Raw genomic sequence first — 18,342 nt, 5'->3', positions numbered from 1 at the left:
TTCCTTGCTCACCAGGTTGATCACCTTGTTTTCCTGCAGCCAGCCGTTTTCCACCGCCTGGTCGTAGAGCCGCGTGCCCGGATACGGCGCGGCGAGCGACACCTGGATCGTGTGCGGGTTGATTTCCTTCGCGTACTCGATGGTCTTTTCGATCGTTTCCTGCGTCTCGCCCGGCAGCCCCAGAATGAACGTGCCGTGAATCTTGATGTCGAGCTTGCGGCAGTCTTCGCTGAAGCGTCGCGCGATATCCGTGCGCAGCCCCTTCTTGATGTTCAGCAGGATCTGGTCGTCACCCGATTCATAACCGACCAGCAGCAGGCGCAGGCCGTTTTCCTTCATGATCTTCAGCGTCGAGTACGGCACGTTCGCCTTCGCGTTGCACGACCACGTCACACCCAGCTTGCCCAGACCGCGTGCGATCTCTTCGACGCGCGGCTTGAAGTCGGTGAAGGTGTCGTCGTCGAACATGATCTCCTTGACCTCAGGCATGTTGTCGCGAATCCACTTCACTTCTGCCAGCACGTTTTCCACCGAACGCGTGCGGTAGCGATGCCCGCCCACCGTCTGCGGCCACAGGCAGAACGTGCACTTCGAACGGCAGCCGCGGCCCGTGTAGATCGACACGTACGGGTGCTTCAGATAGCCGATGAAGTAGTTGTCGATCTTCAGGTCACGCTTGTACACCGGCGCGACGAACGGCAGCTCGTCCATGTTCTCGAGGATCGGACGCGCCTCGTTGTGTTCGATCGAGCCGTCCGCGGCCCGGTAGCTCAGGCCCTGGATCTGCGCGAGCGGCTTGCCGGCGGCGACTTCCTGGCAGGTGAAGTCGAATTCCTCACGGCAGACGAAATCGATCGCCTCGCTGGCGGTCAGCGAGTTGTGCGGGTCGACCGCGACTTTCGCGCCGACCATGCCGATCAGGATCGACGCCTTGCGGGCTTTCAGGTCCTGCGCAAACATCGCGTCGGTCGGGAACGACGGCGTGCTGGTGTGGATGATGACGAGGTCGTATTGCTGCGCGATATCGAGCGATGCTTCAACAGAAAGGCCGTCAGCCGGGGCATCCAGCACACGGCTATCCGGAATCAGTGCTGCGGGCTGTGCGAGCCAAGTCGGATACCAGAACGAGCGGATCTCGCGCTTCGCCTGATAACGCGAACCCGCGCCACCGTCGAAACCGTCATACGACGGGGCCTGCAAAAATAGTGCTTTCATGAGTGCTCCCGCATCCTGCGTTGATTCTTACGACTAGTTAAATGAAAGATGCTGCAGCGGCGCCGGAAGTTCGAGGCGCCGCGTCTGTTCAGCGATCCGGGATCTCCACAATCGACGTACGCGTCTGCGTCACCCGATTGACAACCGGCATCCGCGCGCCGCGCCACACGACATGCGAACCGAATGCAGCGCCCAGCCATTGCAGCGCGAGCAACATATCGCGCAACGGCACAAGCGGAAGATCGTGCCAGAAACTGCGCGAGTAGCGGGCACTGCGCGCATGCAACAGAATGCGCGCGATGATACCCGTAAGCGTGCTCGTCCACAGCGTGAGCGCCATGACCGGATGCGCGTTCACGGCCTCAGTGCCGCTCAGGCTGACCGCGAACAGTGCGCCGATCAGCAGCCACGGCGTCGTGAACGTGATGCACAGCGACGCAAAGCCCGACGGATTCACCGAGCGGATCGTGCGCAGCCAGCGCATTTCGCGCAGCCATAAGGTTGCGAAGGTCGGCTCGATCACGTCGGTAGCGACCATCACCGACGACAACACCGTGTTCAGACCGAGCACGCGCGCATGTTCGGCGAGCCAGTAGTCGTCCGCGAGGCAGTCTTTCAACGCCTCGAAGCCTCCGATGCCCGCGAGCGTGGCACGCCGCAACGCCAACGTCGCGCCGAAACCGAAGCGGCGCGAGCCGCCGGCGTGCGCGACGCGCACCGACGGCGCAAACCATTCGTTGATAAACAACGCTCCCACCCGCGGCCAGAAGCCGCCGACGCTCTGCGCGCGATACAGGCACGTGACGACACCCGTGTCCGGGTCGGCGAGCGGCGCGGTCACGCGGTCGAGATAGTCCGGTTCGACGGCGATGTCGCTATCGGCCAGCACGATGATCTCGTGACGAGCCCGCTCCGCCATGTTGATCAGATTGCTGACCTTCAGGTTGCTGCCATGGACCCGCGAGTCGATCACGAGTTCGATGTCGCAGTGCGGATACGCGGCCTGCAAACGGCGCACCACGGCGATGGCCGGATCGACCGGCGACGATACGCCGAACAGCAGCTGAAAGCACGGATGCACCTGCTCGCAGAACGTCACGAGATTTTCGTAAAGGCGCGGCTCTATGCCGCATAACGGCTTGAGCACGCTCACCGAAGTCCAGCCTACGTGACGGACGGCGGCACGCTTGCCGAAAAAAGGCATGGCAACAGCGGCCACGCCGGCATAGACCGTGGCGGCACAGCAGAACGCCACGACCAGCCACTCCAGAAGCACAACCGGTTGCACCGTCATTGGCAAGCACCCCGGATAACCCGCCACTCAAAAGCAGCGGGGATAGCAGGGACAGCAAGACTCGAACAGTTAACCGTCAGAACGTTCGTTCGCATAATCGGGACTCCTTCTACTTGCAGCGGGCACGCAGCATCGGAGTGATGCCGCACTGCCGAAGCAAAGCGTGCGAAGACATTCCCGTAATTTCCCGTAATATTTAATGGGCTATGTGACAGATAATCGAAAGCGAACAGACAGATAACCCTCGCTGCATACCGGCAGGGTTATATGGATGCGCTTCTGTCAGCCACCGCAAAGGGTTGCACGTACAGGGTCAGGCGGACTCCGCTCACTGGCGGGCCACCGCTGAATGGCAATCGCACGCACATTCGTTGTCGCAAAAATTGTAGCAGCGCTCGCTCGCACTTGCTAAGTGCAATCGGTCAATCCGATACTAATTTTGTCGTCATCGGCAGGAATTATTTACAGCCATATGACAATTTATTTGATCGACTGACAATAATCGTGGCCTTCCGGGGAAAATGCCGGCGCTTTGGCGTTAATGATCTAACCAATCTATTGAAACTGTCAGCCAAGGTAAGCCCGTGGTAAGCAAAGCGGCTAATTTACGCACAATACCTTTTCGTTATATGTAAGCGGCCAAATGACCCGGCCGGTCCGCTGCGCCCGGAGATACATTGCGTAGCCGACCTACGCGTGGCGAGCGGAGCCGACCGGTGCCATAGTCCTCGCGCGCCGCGGCTCACCGCCCGCGATCTGAAGCACCCAGGGCAGCCGGGGCTCAGCCACGCGCAGGCTCCGTAGCCGTTCCACGCTAGCGCGACACGGCCGCGCTGACTGTGCGAGCACGCACGTACTCCATGTGCTCACCCGCATCCATCGCCCTCCTCTGCAAACCCTGCTGAAGTTGTGGACTTGTTACCGCTGTCAGCGCGAATGAAAGCGCTTTGGCACAATCCGCTTTTGCCTTGACCGCCGACGGCCTGACCGACGTAGCAACACTCGTTGCACGCGGGCCCGCGGCACAAGGCTGCGGACAAACTTGCCATGATCCCTTTCTCGGTCCTCGACCTTTCCCCCATCACCGTCGGCGCGACGGCGGCGCAGGCCTTCACCAACACGCTCGACCTCGCCCAGCACGCGGAACGATGGGGCTATCAGCGCTTCTGGCTGGCCGAGCATCACAATATGACGGGCATTGCCAGCGCCGCCACCTCGGTGGTGATCGGCTATGTGGCGGGTGGGACGAAGACGATTCGCGTCGGCTCGGGCGGCGTCATGCTGCCGAATCATGCACCGCTCGTAATCGCCGAGCAGTTCGGCACGCTCGCCTCGCTCTACCCTGAGCGGATCGATCTCGGCCTCGGCCGCGCGCCCGGCACGGACCAGACCACCGCCCGCGCGCTGCGCCGCGATCTGCAAGGCAGCGCGGACTCGTTTCCGGATGACGTCGTCGAACTGCTGCGTTATTTCGCCGATCCGGTCGCGGGTCAGCGTGTGCGCGCCGTGCCCGGCGCCGGACTGCATGTGCCGCTGTGGCTGCTCGGCTCGTCGTTGTTCAGCGCGCAGCTGGCGGCGGCGCTCGGCCTGCCGTTTGCGTTCGCTTCGCATTTTGCGCCGGACCATATGCTGACGGCACTGCGCATGTATCGCGAGCAATTCCGCCCGTCGGCGACGCTCGACAAACCGTATGCGATGATCGGCGTCAACCTGTTCGCCGCGGATAGCCATGACGAAGCGCGCCGTCTTTTCACCTCGCTGCAGCAGCAGTTCATCAATTTGCGGCGCGGCACGCCGGGGCAACTGCAGCCGCCGGTGGATCGCATCGAGGCCGCCGAGATGGAACTGAACAGCGTCGCGCACTCGCTTGCGTGCTCGGTGATCGGCGACCCGGATACGGTGCGCGAAGGCTTGCTGTCGGTGATCGCGCAAACGGGCGCCGACGAGTTGATGCTGACCGCGCAGATCTACGACCACGCGGCGCGCTTGCGTTCGTTTGAAATCGCTGCGCAGATCCGTGAGGCGCTTGTCAGCGGGAAATGAGAGCAAAGGACGCGTGGCGAGCCGGGCGCAAAGAGGCGCACGCGGCGCCGGCGATCCGGCACTGAGCCCCCCTGCCGCCGCATCCGCCCGTCCTGATCAGGGATTCGCCGGCACCGCCGCCAGCCCTTCGAGCAACGCCTTGTGGAAGGCTTGCGGGTCCTGCATCTGCGGCGCGTGGCCGAGATTTGCAAACTCGACCAGCGTCGCATGCGGGATCGCCTTCGCGGCCGCCTTGCCCAGCTCCGGATAATGACCGAGCTTCCCGCGCACCTCGGGCGGCGCGACATCCTTGCCGATCGCGGTGCTGTCTTTCTGGCCGATCAACAGCAGCGTAGGCATCTGCAGCTCGCCCAGTTCGTAGACGACCGGCTGGGTGTAAATCATGTCGTACAGCAGCGCGGAATTCCACGCGACGATCTGCCGGCCCGGCCCCCGGTACATGCCCGCCAGCATCTGCACCCACGGCTCGTAGGTCGGGCTCCAGTGCCCCGCGTAATAGGTCGACTGTTCGTAGCGGCGGATGCCGTCGGCGGTGGTCGTGAGCTCGCGCTCGTACCATTGGTCGACCGATAACGACGGTACGCCCTTCGCTTTCCAGTCCTCCAGACCGATCGGATCGACCAGCACCAGCTGCTGCGTGGCCTGCGGATACATCAGCGCGTAGCGGATCGCCAGCATGCCGCCGGTGGAATGACCGATCAGCGTGGCGCGGCTTACGCCCAGCGAGTCGAGCAGCGCATGGGTGTTACGCGCCAGCTGCTGGAAACTGTATTGATAATGTTCCGGCTTGCTCGATTTGCAAAAGCCGATCTGGTCCGGCGCGATCACGCGATAGCCGGCATCGCTCAGGCGTCGGATCGTGGTGTCCCACGTGGCGGCGCAAAAATTCTTGCCGTGCAGCAGCACCACCGTGCGGCCATTCGGTTGCACCGGCTTGACGTCCATATAAGCCATATGCAGCGGCACGCCTTGCGACGTGAAGTCGAACTGCTCGACCGGCGCCGGATAATCGAAGCCCTGCAGTTCGGGACCGTAGGCCGGTCCGTCATTGCCGCCGCCGGGCACTGCGCTTGACGCATTGTCCGTGGCGGCGCTGGCCACGTTACCCGCAAAACATACAGCCGCAGCGGCAGCGACCAGGAGCGCAAGCAGGGTTTGACGGCTGAAGTTCATGGACGATGGATTCGTGAGCGGAATGAAGATCGGACGCCGGGCCTAGGTCGAAGCCGCAAATTCTACGTCGCCGCGTCGCATTCTGCTGTGGCCTGCGCAAACAGGCCACCCCGCGGCCGCACGCCACGCCCGTGGCACGCATATTGCGCGACAGCAATCGCGCGGCTATGCGTCATGCCGCACCGACGCGACGCATCCGGGCTGCGATCGTCGCGAGGTGAGCGATACCCGGCATAGCGCGGCGGCATCCACACAATCCAGACTATTCGCGGGCAGTGAAAGGGTGCTAGAAATAGCGAACCAACGTCGAGGGCAGCGCGACTGACGCGAGTAGCTGATCAGAATCAACAAAAAAACGGCCAGGCAGAACCATCCGGGGCACACCACCAGCAATCAGGTTGCATGGGAAAGGAGACATAACATGGAAACTCCGGCAAGCCTCAACGATCTGCAACGCACCACGCTCGCCATCGTCCTCGCGGGCGGTCGCGGCACGCGGCTCGGACCGCTCACCAACAAGCGCGTGAAACCAGCGGTCCACTTCGGCGGCAAATACCGGATCATCGACTTCGCGCTGTCCAACTGTCTGAACTCGGGCATCCGCCGGATTGCGGTCGTCACGCAGTACAAGGCCCACTCGCTGATCCGGCACGTGCAGCGCGGCTGGGGCTTCCTGCGCGGCGAATTCAACGAATTCATCGACCTGTGGCCGGCGCAGCAACGCGTCGAAGGCGCGCACTGGTATCGCGGCACGGCGGACGCCGTGTTCCAGAACCTCGACATCATCCGTTCGATCCGGCCGAAGTACGTCGTGGTGCTGGCCGGTGACCACATCTACAAGATGGACTACACCCGCATGATCCGCGATCACGTCGAAACCGGCGCGGACTGCACGGTGGGCTGCATCGAGGTGCCACGCATGGAGGCGGTGGCCTTCGGCGTGATGCACGTCGACGAGAACCGGCGCGTCACCGGCTTCGTCGAAAAGCCGGCCGACCCGCCCGCCATGCCGGGACGCCCCGACATCGCGCTCGCCAGCATGGGCATTTACGTGTTCAACGCCGACTACCTGTATTCGCTGCTGGAAGAAAACATCTCCAGCGAAGAGACCGATCACGATTTCGGCAAGGACATCCTGCCGCGCGTCGTCACGCAGGGAACAGCCGTCGCGCATCCGTTCAGCATGTCGTGCGTGTCGTCGGACCCGAACGTCGAACCGTACTGGCGCGACGTGGGCACCATCGACGCCTACTGGTCCGCCAATCTCGATCTCGCCTCCACGATTCCGACGCTCGACCTGTACGACCGCGACTGGCCGATCTGGACGCACCAGCAGCAGTTGCCGCCCGCCAAGTTCGTGCGCGACATGAACGGGCTGCAAGGCTCGGGCACCAATCTGATCGTCTGCGGCGGCTGCGTGATCTCGGGTTCGCAGATTTCTCGCTCGGTGTTGTCGTCGAATGTCGTGGTGAATTCTTTCTGTAATATCAATGAGGCAGTCTTGTTGCCGCAGGTGACGATCGGCGCATCTTGCCGGTTGCGGCGCGTCGTGATCGACCGCGGCTGCGCGATCCCGGACGGGACGGTGATCGGCGAGGACCCCGTGGCCGATGCCGAACGCTTCTACCGCACCGACAGCGGCGTCGTGCTGGTCACGCCGGATGCGCTACGCAGTCCGAACCGGGTGACGAGCTAGATCCGCAACCTGCGAACGAGGCGCGTGCCTGCACGCGCCCCAATCAACCCGCCCCAGCGGAACTCTGCCCATGACGATTCGCGCCCTGCACGTCGCCAGCGAGCTGTATCCCCTTCTGAAAACCGGTGGTCTTGCCGATGTGGCGGGCGCCCTGCCACCCGCGCTGATCGAGCGTGGCGCGGATGTGCGGGTGCTGCTGCCGGGCTTTCCCGCGGTACTCGCGGGTCTGTCCGACCTGCGCACGGTCGCGCAGCTGGGACGCCGCTTCGACGCGCCCCATGTGACGCTGGATCAGGGCACGCTGAAGTCGAGCGACCTGATCGTCTACGTGATCCGCGCCGACACGCTCTATGACCGGCCCGGCAACCCCTACCTCGACGCCGAGCATGTGCCGTACGGCGACAACGCCCAGCGCTTTGCGCTACTCGGCTGGACCGCCGCGCAGCTCGCGCAACAGCTCGATCCGGCCTGGTCGCCGCAGATCGTCCACGCGCACGACTGGCATGCGGGTCTCGCCCCCGCCTACCTGAAGGCCGCCGAACGCGAGTACGGCCGGTCCGTTGCACGCAGCGTGTTTACGGTGCACAACCTCGCTTACCAGGGCATTTTCCCTGCTCATCTGTTCGGCCAGCTCGGGCTGCCGGGCGATTTCTTCAACATGCACGGCGTGGAGTTCTACGGCCAGTTGTCGTTCCTGAAGGCCGGCCTCTACTACAGCGACCGCATCACCACGGTCAGCCCCACGTATGCGCGTGAGATTCAGACGCTCGCCCAGGGCGGCGGCCTCGACGCGCTGCTGCGCATGCGCACGCATGATTTGAGCGGGATTCTGAACGGCGTCGACTACACCGTATGGTGTCCCGCCACGGATGCCCTGCTTGCCGAGCGCTACACACCCACGAGGCTCTCGGGCAAGCTTGGCTGCAAGGCGGCGCTGCAAAAACGCTTCGGCCTTGCGGAGAAAAACGATGCGCTGCTGTTCGGCGTGGTAAGCCGGCTCACCGAGCAGAAGGGGCTGGATTTGCTGCTCGGGGCGGTGCCCGAAATCGTCAAACGGGGCGGCCAGCTGGTCGTCTTCGGCACCGGCGACCCGGCGCTCGAAAGCGGCTTGCAACGCGTCGCGCATACGCATCCGGATTCGGTGGCGGTGGAACTGGGCTTCGACGAGGCGCTGGCGCACGCCATCATTGCAGGCAGCGATGTGGTCGCCGTGCCGTCGCGCTTCGAACCGTGCGGCCTCACGCAACTCTACGCGCTCGCCTACGGCTCGCTGCCGCTCGTGCACCGGGTGGGCGGGCTGGCGGATACCGTAGTGGACGCGTCGCTGGAAAACCTCGCCGACGATCTGGCGACCGGCTTCACGTTCGAGCGCTTCGAGCCCGATGCACTCGCCGCCGCGATCCGCCGCGCCTTTGCACTTTATGCACGGCGCACCGAATGGAAGGCCGCGCAACGGCGCGCCATGCGCCAGGATTTCGGCTGGGGCGCATCGGCTGACCGCTATCTGGCGCTGTACCGCGAACTCACCCGTTGATGGTTCAGCGCAACAGCACGGGGACGGATCGTTCCAGCGCGCCAAAACTCATGTATTGTTCATTGCAGAGGCACGCCAGTGCTGGCGGCGCGCCGCATTGCACTGCACAGTCCGGCTGCGTTCGGACCCACGCGCACGGATCCTGCTCACCCGGGCAAGTCCGTGCGCAACCAGCCTGAGTCCATGCCCTGCATGGCCCGGGCCGCCGCGCCGGCCCACCCGCCGGCACCAACCAGAGCCCCCATTGACGACGCGCCGGGCAGCGCGCCGGGAAGACATCATGAAAAACGTTTTGAGCATCCAGTCACATGTCGTCTTCGGACACGCGGGCAATAGCGCCGCGGTGTTTCCGATGCGCCGTCTCGGCGTCAATGTCTGGCCGCTCAATACCGTGCAGTTCTCGAATCACACGCAGTATGGCCATTGGACCGGCAGCGCGATCGACGCTGAGCAGATGGTGGATCTCGTCGAAGGCATCGGCGCCATTGGCGTGCTGCCGCGCTGCGATGCGGTGCTGTCGGGTTATCTGGGCACGCCCGAGCAGGCGCAGGCGGTGATCGAGGTCGTCAAGGCGGTGAAAGCGGCCAATCCGCGCGCCTGGTACTTCTGCGATCCGGTGATGGGCACGACCACCGGCTGCATGGTCGAGCCCGGTATTCAGGAATTCCTCGTGCGCACCATGCCGGAGGTGGCCGACGGCATGGCACCGAATCACAGCGAATTGCAGCGCCTCGTGGGCCGCGAGATCGATACGGTCGAAGAAGCCGTCGTGGCCTGCCACGAAATCATCGAGCGCGGGCCGAGGATCGTGCTGGTCAAGCATCTGCTGGACCGCAACAGCCCCGCCGACCGCTTCAACATGCTGATCGTCACGCCCCATGAAGCGTGGATGGCCCAGCGTCCGCTCTACCCGTTCGCGCGCCAGCCAGTCGGCGTGGGCGATCTGACGAGCGCGGTGTTCGTGGCGCGCACGCTGCTCGGCGACCCGATCCGGGCCGCCTTCGAACATACGCTGGCGGCCGTCAATGCGGTGGTGAAGGCGACCTGGCAGGCAGGCCGTTATGAGCTGGAACTGGTCGCGGCGCAGAATGAAATCGCGCAGCCGCGCGAATGGTTCGACGCGTGGACCGCGCAAACGCTGTAGCCCCAGTTGGCCGCGTGAACCCGCAGCGGTTCAGCGCGCCCCGCCTGTTATTGCGCGGCCTCGCCATTGCCCGCAGCACGCGCGGCGCGCAATGCAGCGAGCTTGCTGGCGGTATCCACGGCTTGCCGGGAATGTTCCGCGGTCCCGTTGTCGAAGCCGCCTGAGCGGTCATCCGCGATCTCCGCTATCACTGCGGCGCGCGTCAAACCCGCCGCTTGCGCGATCGACGGCGCGACGCTCGCCGCGCCCACCGCGATCAAGGCGGCCGCGCCGAGCGAAAACCAAAACCCCTTCATTGTGTTTCTCCAGACCAATCAGAATAAAAGCGCAGCACGAAGCGGTGCAAAAAACCACGCCGGGCGAAGTCTAACGGCCTCTGCGGCGTGACGCATCCCCCGCAGGCGGAAGACACCGTTGCGCCGACCGAACCAATCCGTCCACGCACGACGCGCAACGGCCGGCATTGCCGCAGAAATGTCAGCCGGCCGTCCTATAATGCGAGCCGCGCAGTGCACGCAGCACTCAACAAGCATCCATTACAGGCAAACGAGGCACAGATGGACGGTCACATCCGCAGCGAGCGGGAAGAATATTTTGAGGATTTGTGCATCAGCGTCGATGCCGACGAAGCGCACGAACAGGAAGCGATCGAGTTCTTCGAGAGCCAGTTCGATCAGGCGGATTTCGATCCGGCGCAGTGGCTCGATATCGCGCTGTACTACTCGCCGGCGGTGGCGCGCGGCATCATCGATCTGGTCACGCACGACGACAAGGCGCGCAGCAATATCGCCGAAGTGATCGCCGATAACCTCGACATCTCGTACGGCGAGGACGAATGCCAGCAGTTCGCCGAGACCATCCAGTTCGCGCTGGCCAACGGCGTACCGGTGGATCTCGATCTGGTGCTCGACGGCTGCCAGCGCGCCATCGACGATCTGGAGACGTGGGCCGAAGACGACGTCAAGGAACCGCTGCTGCGTCTGCGCGAGGAAATACTGCGTCTGCAAGGCGAGCAGTAAGCGGCCTCGCGCCGCCCCTTCTTCTGCTGCTGCCGCTGGTGCACCGGCAGAGCGCGCTGCCGCAGCGCGCAGACATTCCCTGAGCAGCACAACCGCTCCGTGCAGGTCCGGCGCCCTCGCGCGGACTTGCCAACGTGTGCCGGCATCCTCATCCAGCGCCTGCTGCAGGACGCCTCCCTTCAAGCACACCGCACGCCTCGCCCCGCAGGACTGTGCTGAAATCCTCAATGAAAGCGCCGCGATCTGCCAAGACGGCCGCAAATTGGCTTTTTATATTCGCGCCATCTGGAGTTCCGCACGGGCAAATGTTCCCGGCCGCCGCCTCAGGTGCGGCCCTACCAGTATTTTTCACCATTGTTTCCGGCGCACGATCACCCGTACCCTGCACGAGCCGGTCCTTTGAAGGAGACCACCCGCACCCGGATCGAACCGCGACTCGACTTATCAGCCTGACCGCGCGCACTGGCCTGCATGACGCGCGCGGCACCCGGCTTCAGCGTGACCGCCTTACCCGGCCGCCTGCTTCCCGAACATGCCGCTTGCGGCCGGTGCACCTTGACTGATTTTCATAACCTGAACCTGTCGACGGAAGGAGAGACCATGAGTCTTCGCAAGACGCTGAAACCCCTCGTTGTGATGCTCGGCACGATCTTCGCCATTGCGCCGCTGTCCGGCTTCGCCGACGACCTGCCGGTCAAGATCGGCTTCGCGGCGCCGTTGACGGGCGTGAATGCCGGCTACGGCAAGGACCTGGAGAACGGCGTGCGGCTTGCCATCGACGAAGCCAACGCGCAGAAGATCAAGATCGGCAATCAGGTCGCGAACTTCCAGATCGTCTCCGAGGACGACCAGGCTGACCCGCGCGTCGGCGTGCAGGCCGCGCAAAAGCTGGTGGATGCGAACGTCTCCGTGGTAGTGGGCCACTTCAATTCGGGTACGACGATTCCGGCCTCGCAGATCTACGAACAGGCCGGCATCCCCGTGATCGACCCGGCCGCCACCAATCCGATCATCACCGGCCGCGGCTTTGCCAACACCTTCATGGTGATCTCCACCGACGCCCAAAACGCCGGCAACGCAGGCGCCTACGCGGTCGAAGTGACCAAGGCCAGGCGCATCGCGATCTTCGACGACCGCACCGCGTTCGGCCAGGGCGAAGCCGACGAGTTCGAGAAGGCGGTCAAGGCGCACGGCGGCACGATCGTCGCGCATGAATTCACCAACAACCAGGCGGTCGATTTCAGCACGCAGCTCACCGCCATCAAGGCGACCAACGCGGATCTGATCTTCTTCGGCGGGCTCGATACCCAGGCGGCCGGCGTGGCCAAGCGGATGAAGCAGCTCGGCGTGACCGCGCAACTGGTGGGCGGCGGCGGCGTGATGGATCCGGAGTTCATCAAGCTTGCCGGCGACTCGGCCGAAGGCGCGATGGCATGGGAATACGGCCGGCCGCTCGCGGCGCTGCCGGGCGGCAAGGACTTCTCGGAGAAGTTCAAGAAGCGTTTTGGCGTCGACATCCTGTCGTATGCGCCGTTCGGCTATGACGCGGCATGGGCGGCGATCAAGGCGATGCAGCAGGCCAAGTCGACCTCGCCGAATGTGTATCGTCCGGTGCTCAAGGCGATCAGCTTCGACGGCGTGACCGGCCCGATTGCGTTCGAAGCCAACGGTTCGCTGAAGAACGCCAGTTCGACCCTGTATCAGGTCAAAAGCGGCGCGTGGGTCGCGATCGTGACCAAGGGCGGCGGCAATTGATCAACAGGCCGCCCAGTCGAGCCGCATGAGCTGAATCTGACGCGTCGCCGTGCCGTGGATTGCACAGGCGGCGCGCCGGGCCTAATCCCGGCAACACGTCCATGGCGGCGCCCGCCGCCATCCCGATCCCCCGCTTAAGCTTGCGCCAAGCTTCGCCGCGCTATGCTGCCGGTGAACGCACACTGGAATATCGTCCCTTCGCTGATCGTTTTATCGCGAGGCGTGGTCCTGCTGTGCAAAAGACAGAACCCGGCGGCATCGAGCGGCTGATCCGCGGCTTCACTGACGAAACCGCGACCTGAGTCCCTCCCGATGCCGCCGGTTGCCCCGTATCAACCGATCGACCGCCTGCAATGTCCTACATCGAACACCTGAACAGCACGCTTTTCCTGATCATCAACGCGCGTTTGCCGGCCAATCGCGCCCTGCTGGAATGGGCGATGTTCTTTGCGCAGTACCTGGTCTGGGTGATTCCCTGCGGGCTCGTCGGGGCATGGCTGCGCGGACCGGAGCCGTGGCGCCGCGCCGCCTTCCATGCCGCCGTGACCGCCTTGCTCGCGGCGGGCATCAGTCTCGTGATCGGCCTCGCGTGGCCGCATCCGCGGCCGTTCGTGCTGGGTATCGGCACCAACCTGCTGCCGCATGGCGCCGACTCGTCGTTTCCGAGCGACCACCTCACGGTCTGGTGGTCGATCAGCTTCAGCCTCCTGCTGCCTGCCCAGGCGCAGCGCGGCACCCCGCTGCTGCAGCGTACCGGCCTCGTCCTCGCGCTGCTCGGCCTGCCGATGGCATGGGCGCGCATCTATCTGGGCGTGCACTATCCGCTGGATATCGTCGGCGCGGCACTGGTCGCGCTGGTTGCCGCCAGCGGCCTCGCGCTCTGCGAGGGGCCGCTGTTCGATTCGCTGTTCGGCGCCGCCGAGCGGCTATACCGGTTCGCGTTCGCGCCGTTGATCCGGCTCGGCGCCGCGAAACGGTGAACCGGCACCGTCGCGTGCACCACCACTTGCGATAACGCGTCCCGTTCGATTCTGACGAGCGACGCCCGCATCTCGTCGAACGCTTCCGGCGAGCAGACCTGATGGCCGAATTGCGCATGCAGGCGGCGCGTGATCTGCAGCACGTTAGTGGACGGATCGAACACATAGTGCGAGGTGTAATCGAAGGTGTTGTCCTGCACGGCCGTGTCGGCAGGCAGATCGGTCACATGCACGGTATCGGGCAAGCTGATCTGCGCGGTCTCGTCGAATTCGCCGCCCACGCATACCCAGGGTTGGGTGCGCTGCGGCTCGGCAAGCCATGACTGCACCTGACTCGCAATGCCGCCCGCGAAGCTCGTCATGGCCGGCACGGCGGTGGTGCCGTCGGTCCACGTGACATGCTCGAGCGTGCCCTGAATGGTGGTGGTGAACGGCCCTTCGGTCGTCGTCACGTCGCTGGTCCGTAGTTGTGCCGTGCCGTGCAAACCGGTTTGGAGCAGACGGCTGGCGGCAATCTGCTGGGCACGCTGATGAGTAGCGCGGCGGAACACGTTGCGTTCGGGCTCGGCAGTGGCGCCCGTATCTTCGACGCGATACGCGTATGACGCCGCGCCCGTTTCGTTCACGTCGATCTGCAAGCGCACCGCGCGGCCGCGCGGCTGCACGGCCGGCGTGCGCGACATGACGCCCTGATCGACCAGCAGCACCGGCCGGTCCATCACCACCAGCGGCAGATAGCCAAAGCCGGTGCCGCCCGCCGTCGTATCCGCATAGAGCTGCAACTGCGGGATCCAGACAATCGCATGATTGATCGCGCTCTCGCCGTAGCCCGGCACGTCCGGCAGCGTGTAGTACGGCCCGAGATTCAGCAGCACCGCCTCGCTGCGGATGCCCACCGCCGCGAGCAGCGCGCTATACAGCGCCACGTGATCCTTGCAGTCGCCGTAGCGGTTGTGCAGGATGTCGATCGCCTTGTGCGGTATCGCCGCCGTCTCGCCGAGAAAGAGCGCCACGTAGCGCACGTTCATCCGCACCCAGTCGTAGAGGATTCGCGCCTGCTCGCGCGGGTCGCTGCTCGTGCCGGTCAGCGACTGCGCGAGTTGCACGATAGCCGGGTCGCTCATGGTGGCGTCGGTGGCGGGCGCCTTGTAGCGTGCGGCAAAGGTGGCGTAGTCGGGCACGGTCGAGACCATCAGCCGGTCGCCCCACGTGGCATAGCCGACCGCGCCGGACTCGATGCGGGCGTACGGTCCATGCCGGTAGTCGAACTCGTAGCGGGTGCGGCCGTTCGCCGTCACCGGGGGCAATGCGACATAGCCGCGGGCGTCGGCGTAGAACGGCAGGTCGGCGGGCAGATCGAAGATCAGCCGCTGTCGCTCGACCGGGTCGCGCGTCGGTTCGACGAGGTAGGCAAACGTGCCGGCCTGCAGCGGTTTCGCGCGCGTCTTGCGGAACGCCAGATGCACCCGCGAGCCGGCTTCCACGCCGGGAAAAATCACCGTGCGCAAGACGCCGTCCTCGAAAGTCGGCGCGCCCGCCGAGCGCAGCTCTTGCACATCGCGGATGCCATCCGGGCCGACCGGATGCACGGTGCCGTCCGGATCGATGGTGTCCGCACCGAGCAGTTCGACATGTTCGATATCCTTGTTGAACCACACGTAGCGCTGCGCGATATCGTCGACGCCGCTCGTCGTGTTGGCGCGCAGGATCGTGTCGTCGCGCTCTTCGACGGAGCCGTCTTTCTGAATCACGAAGTAATGGACGTCGCGCTCGATGGTGGACGGTGCAAGTTCGTCGTTCGCGGCCGGATCGTCCGTCTGCGCGGCAGCTGCGCGACAGACGCCGCAGAGGATCCATACGAGATTGATCAGCCGGGTCCGCGCGGGTCTCCTCATGCTGTGCGCGCCCTGCCCTGCGAGCGCGGCGTGCGGCCGCGGCGCTCGCGCAACTCTGTGGCAATTTTCCCCAAGATGACACCTCGTGCCGGTCGGTATTCTGGTTTTAGCACATTGGCGGCGCGCGCGGTTTTGCTGCGCCGCCGTGGCGTGCCGCCCAGATCTTTTCAAGCGCGGGAGGTGAGATGATGAATGCAGGCTTACGCGAGGTGTTGAGCGCCCCTGCGCGATCCGCCACGATCGACGCAGCCGACGATCTTTACGGCTGGCTGATCGGCAGTTGGGACATGGATGTCGTGCATTACCGCGTCGATGTGAACGCCGGGCGGCGCTGCGGCGCCGAGAAGACAACGCGGCGACGGCGACAATGCGCGTCGCATCAAGCCACTTGCAGCGCCCGCCGCAACGACAGCGCGATGCCCTGCGCCGCCAGCCGAACCTCATCCAGTGACGGAAAGGTTGGAGCAATCCGCAGATGCCGGTCGTCCGCATCGCGTCCATAGGGATAAGCCGCGCCTGCAGGCGTCAGCACGAGGCCGGCTTCAGCCGCGAGCGCCACCGTGCGCTTCGCCACGCCCGGTGGCGTGTACAGGCTGATGAAATAGCCGCCGGCCGGCTGGTTCCATGTGACGTCCGGCAGATCGCCGAGCTGTGCATCGAACGCTGCGGTAATCGCCGCGAATTTCGGGCTCAGCAACGCGCGATGCCGCTCCATCAGCCGCTCGAGACCCGCGCGGTCGCGCAGATAGCGCACATGCCGCAACTGGTTCAGCTTGTCCGGCCCGATCGTGCGTACGGCTACGCGCTGCTGCCACCACGCCACGTTGCGCTGCGAAGACGCGAGGAACGCCAGCGCGCCGCCGCCGAACGTCACCTTCGACAACGACGCGAACACCAGCGCGCGGTCCTCATGTCCGGCCGCCTCGCATGCGTCGAGCACATTGAGCGTGGTGTGCAGCTGCGGTGTCAGGTGATGGAAGCGGTATGCATCGTCCCAAAGCAGCCGGAAATCCGCTGCGGCAGCGGGCATCGCCGCCAGCCGGCGAACCACCGCGTCCGAGTAGATCGCGCCGCTCGGGTTGCTATAGAGCGGCATGCACCACATGCCCTTGATGGAAGGGTCAGCGGCAACCTGCGCTTCGACGAAGTCCATGTCGGGGCCGTCGTCATGCATCGGCACGTTGATCATGCGGATACCGAGCGCCTCGCAGATCGCGAAGTGGCGGTCGTAGCCCGGCACCGGACACAGCAGCGCGATCTCGCCGCGCTTGCGCCACGCTTCGCCGCCCGGCACGCCGAACAGCATCGCGAAGGCCAGCACGTCGTGCATCAGTTCGAGGCTCGAATTGCCCGCGGCAACCACTTGCGCCGCCGGCGCGCCGAGCAGTTCGGCGCCGAACTCGCGCGCTTCGGGCAGGCCGAGCAGATGGCCGTAGTTGCGGCAGTCGATGCCGTCGCGCGACAGGTAACCCATCGTCCCCGCCTCGTCGAGCAGCGCGCGCGACAGGTCGAGTTGCTCGGCCGAAGGTTTGCCGCGCGACATGTCGAGACGAATGCCCAGTTGTTTGAAGTCGTCGTAAGTCATTGGCATGGTAAGGATCGAAGGTTTGAAAAAGGCTTGCACGATGCAGCCACGTCCGCAGTATGCCCAGCACCTCTGGTTCAGACAAACGCGTTATATTGAACGTTTCAATCAGCTTTTCTGATATCTATGAAAGCCCTGGATCTCGATGTGCTGTCGATGGTAGTCGCCATCGCCGATGCCGGCAGCTTCGTGCGCGGCGCGGCGCTCGTGCATCGTTCGCAGTCCGCGCTCAGCATGCAGATCCGCACGCTGGAGAACGCGCTAGGCAAGCCGCTGTTCGTGCGCGGGCCGCGCAGCGTCACGCCCACCGCCGACGGCCAGGTGTTGCTCACCTATGCGCGCCGCATGCTGGCACTGCGCGACGAGGCGTGGGCCTCGATGGTCCATCCCGAGGTGAAGGGGCGTGTCGCGATCGGCGTGCCGGATGACTACGCGGCGTCGCTCCTGCCCTCGGTGCTGCGCAAGTTTTCGGCGTCGTATCCGAAGGTCGAAATTCAGGTGATCGGCCTGCCGAGTCGCGCACTCGCGCCGCTCGTCAAGGACAACAAGATCGATCTGGCCTGCGTCACGCGCATGAAGGGCTTGAGCGGCGCTTTCATCCGTTTCGAGCCGATGGTCTGGGCCGGAGCAGCGGCGAGCGGCCGCGAGATCTGGAAAGAACGGCCCCTGCCGGTGGCGCTCTTCGGCGCGGGCAGCGTCGCACGCGCCAATGCGATTCATGCGCTGGAGCGCGCGAAGATCGCCTATCGCACGTCGTATGAAAGTCCCAGTCTGATGGGCCTGTTCAGCATGGTCGAAGCGGGCCTCGCCATTGCGCCGCTGGCCCGCTGCGCGGTGCCGGGTCACTTCGTACAACTCGGCAAACCGCAGGGTCTGCCGGGTTTGCCCGAACTGGAAATCGTGCTCGCGCGCAGCGCGCGTTCGAATCGCCCGCCTTGCGATTTTCTCGCGGAACAGATTCTGTCCGAACTGCGCCTGTGACGCAGCATGACCTTGTCGTGCATCGCCC

At 64.5% G+C, this 18,342-nt stretch carries 14 protein-coding genes and 1 pseudogene; 9 read left to right on the top strand and 6 right to left on the bottom strand.

All coding sequences use genetic code 11. The features are described 5' to 3' along the window. Positions 1-1,215, bottom strand: a 1,215-nt coding sequence (gene hpnJ / locus VGH41_RS00370; RefSeq protein ID WP_331595317.1) for a hopanoid biosynthesis associated radical SAM protein HpnJ, incomplete at its 3' end; no start/stop codon positions are given. An 88-nt stretch (positions 1,216-1,303) separates the two neighbouring features. Then, a complete protein-coding gene (gene hpnI / locus VGH41_RS00365; protein ID WP_331595316.1) occupies positions 1,304-2,509 on the bottom strand; it encodes a bacteriohopanetetrol glucosamine biosynthesis glycosyltransferase HpnI in 1,206 nt (401 codons plus the stop codon). A gap of 1,047 nt (positions 2,510-3,556) precedes the next feature. Between hpnI and VGH41_RS00360 the strand changes: the two genes are divergently transcribed. After that, positions 3,557-4,552 (top strand): LLM class flavin-dependent oxidoreductase, encoded by a 996-nt coding sequence (locus tag VGH41_RS00360; protein WP_331595315.1) that lies wholly within the window; start codon positions 3,557-3,559, stop codon positions 4,550-4,552. A gap of 96 nt (positions 4,553-4,648) precedes the next feature. Here the strand turns inward: VGH41_RS00360 and VGH41_RS00355 are convergent, their stop codons facing one another. Continuing rightward, complete coding sequence (locus VGH41_RS00355) at positions 4,649-5,725, bottom strand: alpha/beta hydrolase (protein WP_331595314.1); 1,077 nt, start codon at positions 5,723-5,725, stop codon at positions 4,649-4,651. A 421-nt stretch (positions 5,726-6,146) separates the two neighbouring features. Between VGH41_RS00355 and glgC the strand changes: the two genes are divergently transcribed. From glgC to pdxY, 3 genes are all read left to right on the top strand, one after another. Next, on the top strand, positions 6,147-7,421 hold the full coding sequence (glgC, locus tag VGH41_RS00350; RefSeq protein ID WP_331595313.1) for a glucose-1-phosphate adenylyltransferase: 1,275 nt from the start codon (positions 6,147-6,149) through the stop codon (positions 7,419-7,421). Between the two features lie 70 nt (positions 7,422-7,491). After that, positions 7,492-8,955, top strand: a complete 1,464-nt coding sequence (gene glgA, locus VGH41_RS00345) for a glycogen synthase GlgA (protein WP_331595312.1) — start codon at positions 7,492-7,494, stop codon at positions 8,953-8,955. A 280-nt stretch (positions 8,956-9,235) separates the two neighbouring features. Further along, the gene (gene pdxY, locus VGH41_RS00340; RefSeq protein WP_331595311.1) at positions 9,236-10,099 is read left to right on the top strand and encodes a pyridoxal kinase PdxY; all 864 of its coding nucleotides are present in this window, start codon (positions 9,236-9,238) and stop codon (positions 10,097-10,099) included. Between the two features lie 47 nt (positions 10,100-10,146). Here the strand turns inward: pdxY and VGH41_RS00335 are convergent, their stop codons facing one another. Beyond that, positions 10,147-10,395 carry a hypothetical protein gene (locus VGH41_RS00335; protein WP_331595310.1) on the bottom strand — a complete coding sequence of 83 codons (249 nt, stop codon included), beginning with the start codon at positions 10,393-10,395 and terminating at the stop codon, positions 10,147-10,149. A gap of 261 nt (positions 10,396-10,656) precedes the next feature. On the opposite strand from VGH41_RS00335, the gene VGH41_RS00330 reads away from it, so the two are divergent. From VGH41_RS00330 to VGH41_RS00315, 4 genes and pseudogenes are all read left to right on the top strand, one after another. Further along, the gene (locus VGH41_RS00330; protein WP_331595309.1) at positions 10,657-11,118 is read left to right on the top strand and encodes a hypothetical protein; all 462 of its coding nucleotides are present in this window, start codon (positions 10,657-10,659) and stop codon (positions 11,116-11,118) included. Between the two features lie 600 nt (positions 11,119-11,718). After that, positions 11,719-12,873 (top strand): branched-chain amino acid ABC transporter substrate-binding protein, encoded by a 1,155-nt coding sequence (locus VGH41_RS00325; protein ID WP_331595308.1) that lies wholly within the window; start codon positions 11,719-11,721, stop codon positions 12,871-12,873. 101 nt (positions 12,874-12,974) lie between these two features. Further along, positions 12,975-13,175, top strand: coding sequence for a hypothetical protein (locus tag VGH41_RS00320; RefSeq protein ID WP_331595307.1), 201 nt, complete (start codon positions 12,975-12,977; stop codon positions 13,173-13,175). Positions 13,176-13,226: 51 nt separating this feature from the next. After that, positions 13,227-13,694 (top strand): annotated as a pseudogene (locus VGH41_RS00315) (undecaprenyl-diphosphatase); the annotation flags it as partial. Here the strand turns inward: VGH41_RS00315 and VGH41_RS00310 are convergent. Together VGH41_RS00310 and VGH41_RS00305 are read right to left on the bottom strand one after the other, a co-directional pair. After that, positions 13,691-15,748 (bottom strand): DUF3857 domain-containing transglutaminase family protein, encoded by a 2,058-nt coding sequence (locus VGH41_RS00310; RefSeq protein ID WP_331595306.1) that lies wholly within the window; start codon positions 15,746-15,748, stop codon positions 13,691-13,693. The pseudogene VGH41_RS00315 and the gene VGH41_RS00310 sit on opposite strands and share 4 nt — an antisense overlap. A 379-nt stretch (positions 15,749-16,127) precedes the next feature. Beyond that, complete coding sequence (locus VGH41_RS00305; protein WP_331595305.1) at positions 16,128-17,339, bottom strand: aminotransferase class I/II-fold pyridoxal phosphate-dependent enzyme; 1,212 nt, start codon at positions 17,337-17,339, stop codon at positions 16,128-16,130. Between the two features lie 120 nt (positions 17,340-17,459). On the opposite strand from VGH41_RS00305, the gene VGH41_RS00300 reads away from it, so the two are divergent. Then, a complete protein-coding gene (locus tag VGH41_RS00300) occupies positions 17,460-18,314 on the top strand; it encodes a LysR substrate-binding domain-containing protein (RefSeq protein ID WP_331595304.1) in 855 nt (284 codons plus the stop codon). Positions 18,315-18,342: the final 28 nt, after the last annotated feature.

The sequence above is a fragment of the Paraburkholderia sp. genome (genome assembly GCF_036488795.1).
Taxonomy (GTDB): Bacteria; Pseudomonadota; Gammaproteobacteria; order Burkholderiales; family Burkholderiaceae; genus Paraburkholderia.
Note: the sequence above shows the minus strand (reverse complement) of the source record. Positions and strands in the feature narration are given on the sequence as shown.

Bases quoted from the DNA above. Each gene is read 5' to 3' on its own strand.
- hpnI (WP_331595316.1), bottom strand. From the start codon at position 2,509: ATGACGGTGCAACCGGTTGTGCTTCTGGAGTGGCTGGTCGTGGCGTTC.
- VGH41_RS00360 (WP_331595315.1), top strand. From the start codon at position 3,557: ATGATCCCTTTCTCGGTCCTCGACCTTTCCCCCATCACCGTCGGCGCG.
- VGH41_RS00355 (WP_331595314.1), bottom strand. From the start codon at position 5,725: ATGAACTTCAGCCGTCAAACCCTGCTTGCGCTCCTGGTCGCTGCCGCT.
- glgC (WP_331595313.1), top strand. From the start codon at position 6,147: ATGGAAACTCCGGCAAGCCTCAACGATCTGCAACGCACCACGCTCGCC.
- glgA (WP_331595312.1), top strand. From the start codon at position 7,492: ATGACGATTCGCGCCCTGCACGTCGCCAGCGAGCTGTATCCCCTTCTG.
- pdxY (WP_331595311.1), top strand. From the start codon at position 9,236: ATGAAAAACGTTTTGAGCATCCAGTCACATGTCGTCTTCGGACACGCG.
- VGH41_RS00335 (WP_331595310.1), bottom strand. From the start codon at position 10,395: ATGAAGGGGTTTTGGTTTTCGCTCGGCGCGGCCGCCTTGATCGCGGTG.
- VGH41_RS00330 (WP_331595309.1), top strand. From the start codon at position 10,657: ATGGACGGTCACATCCGCAGCGAGCGGGAAGAATATTTTGAGGATTTG.
- VGH41_RS00325 (WP_331595308.1), top strand. From the start codon at position 11,719: ATGAGTCTTCGCAAGACGCTGAAACCCCTCGTTGTGATGCTCGGCACG.
- VGH41_RS00320 (WP_331595307.1), top strand. From the start codon at position 12,975: ATGGCGGCGCCCGCCGCCATCCCGATCCCCCGCTTAAGCTTGCGCCAA.
- VGH41_RS00310 (WP_331595306.1), bottom strand. From the start codon at position 15,748: ATGAGGAGACCCGCGCGGACCCGGCTGATCAATCTCGTATGGATCCTC.
- VGH41_RS00305 (WP_331595305.1), bottom strand. From the start codon at position 17,339: ATGCCAATGACTTACGACGACTTCAAACAACTGGGCATTCGTCTCGAC.
- VGH41_RS00300 (WP_331595304.1), top strand. From the start codon at position 17,460: ATGAAAGCCCTGGATCTCGATGTGCTGTCGATGGTAGTCGCCATCGCC.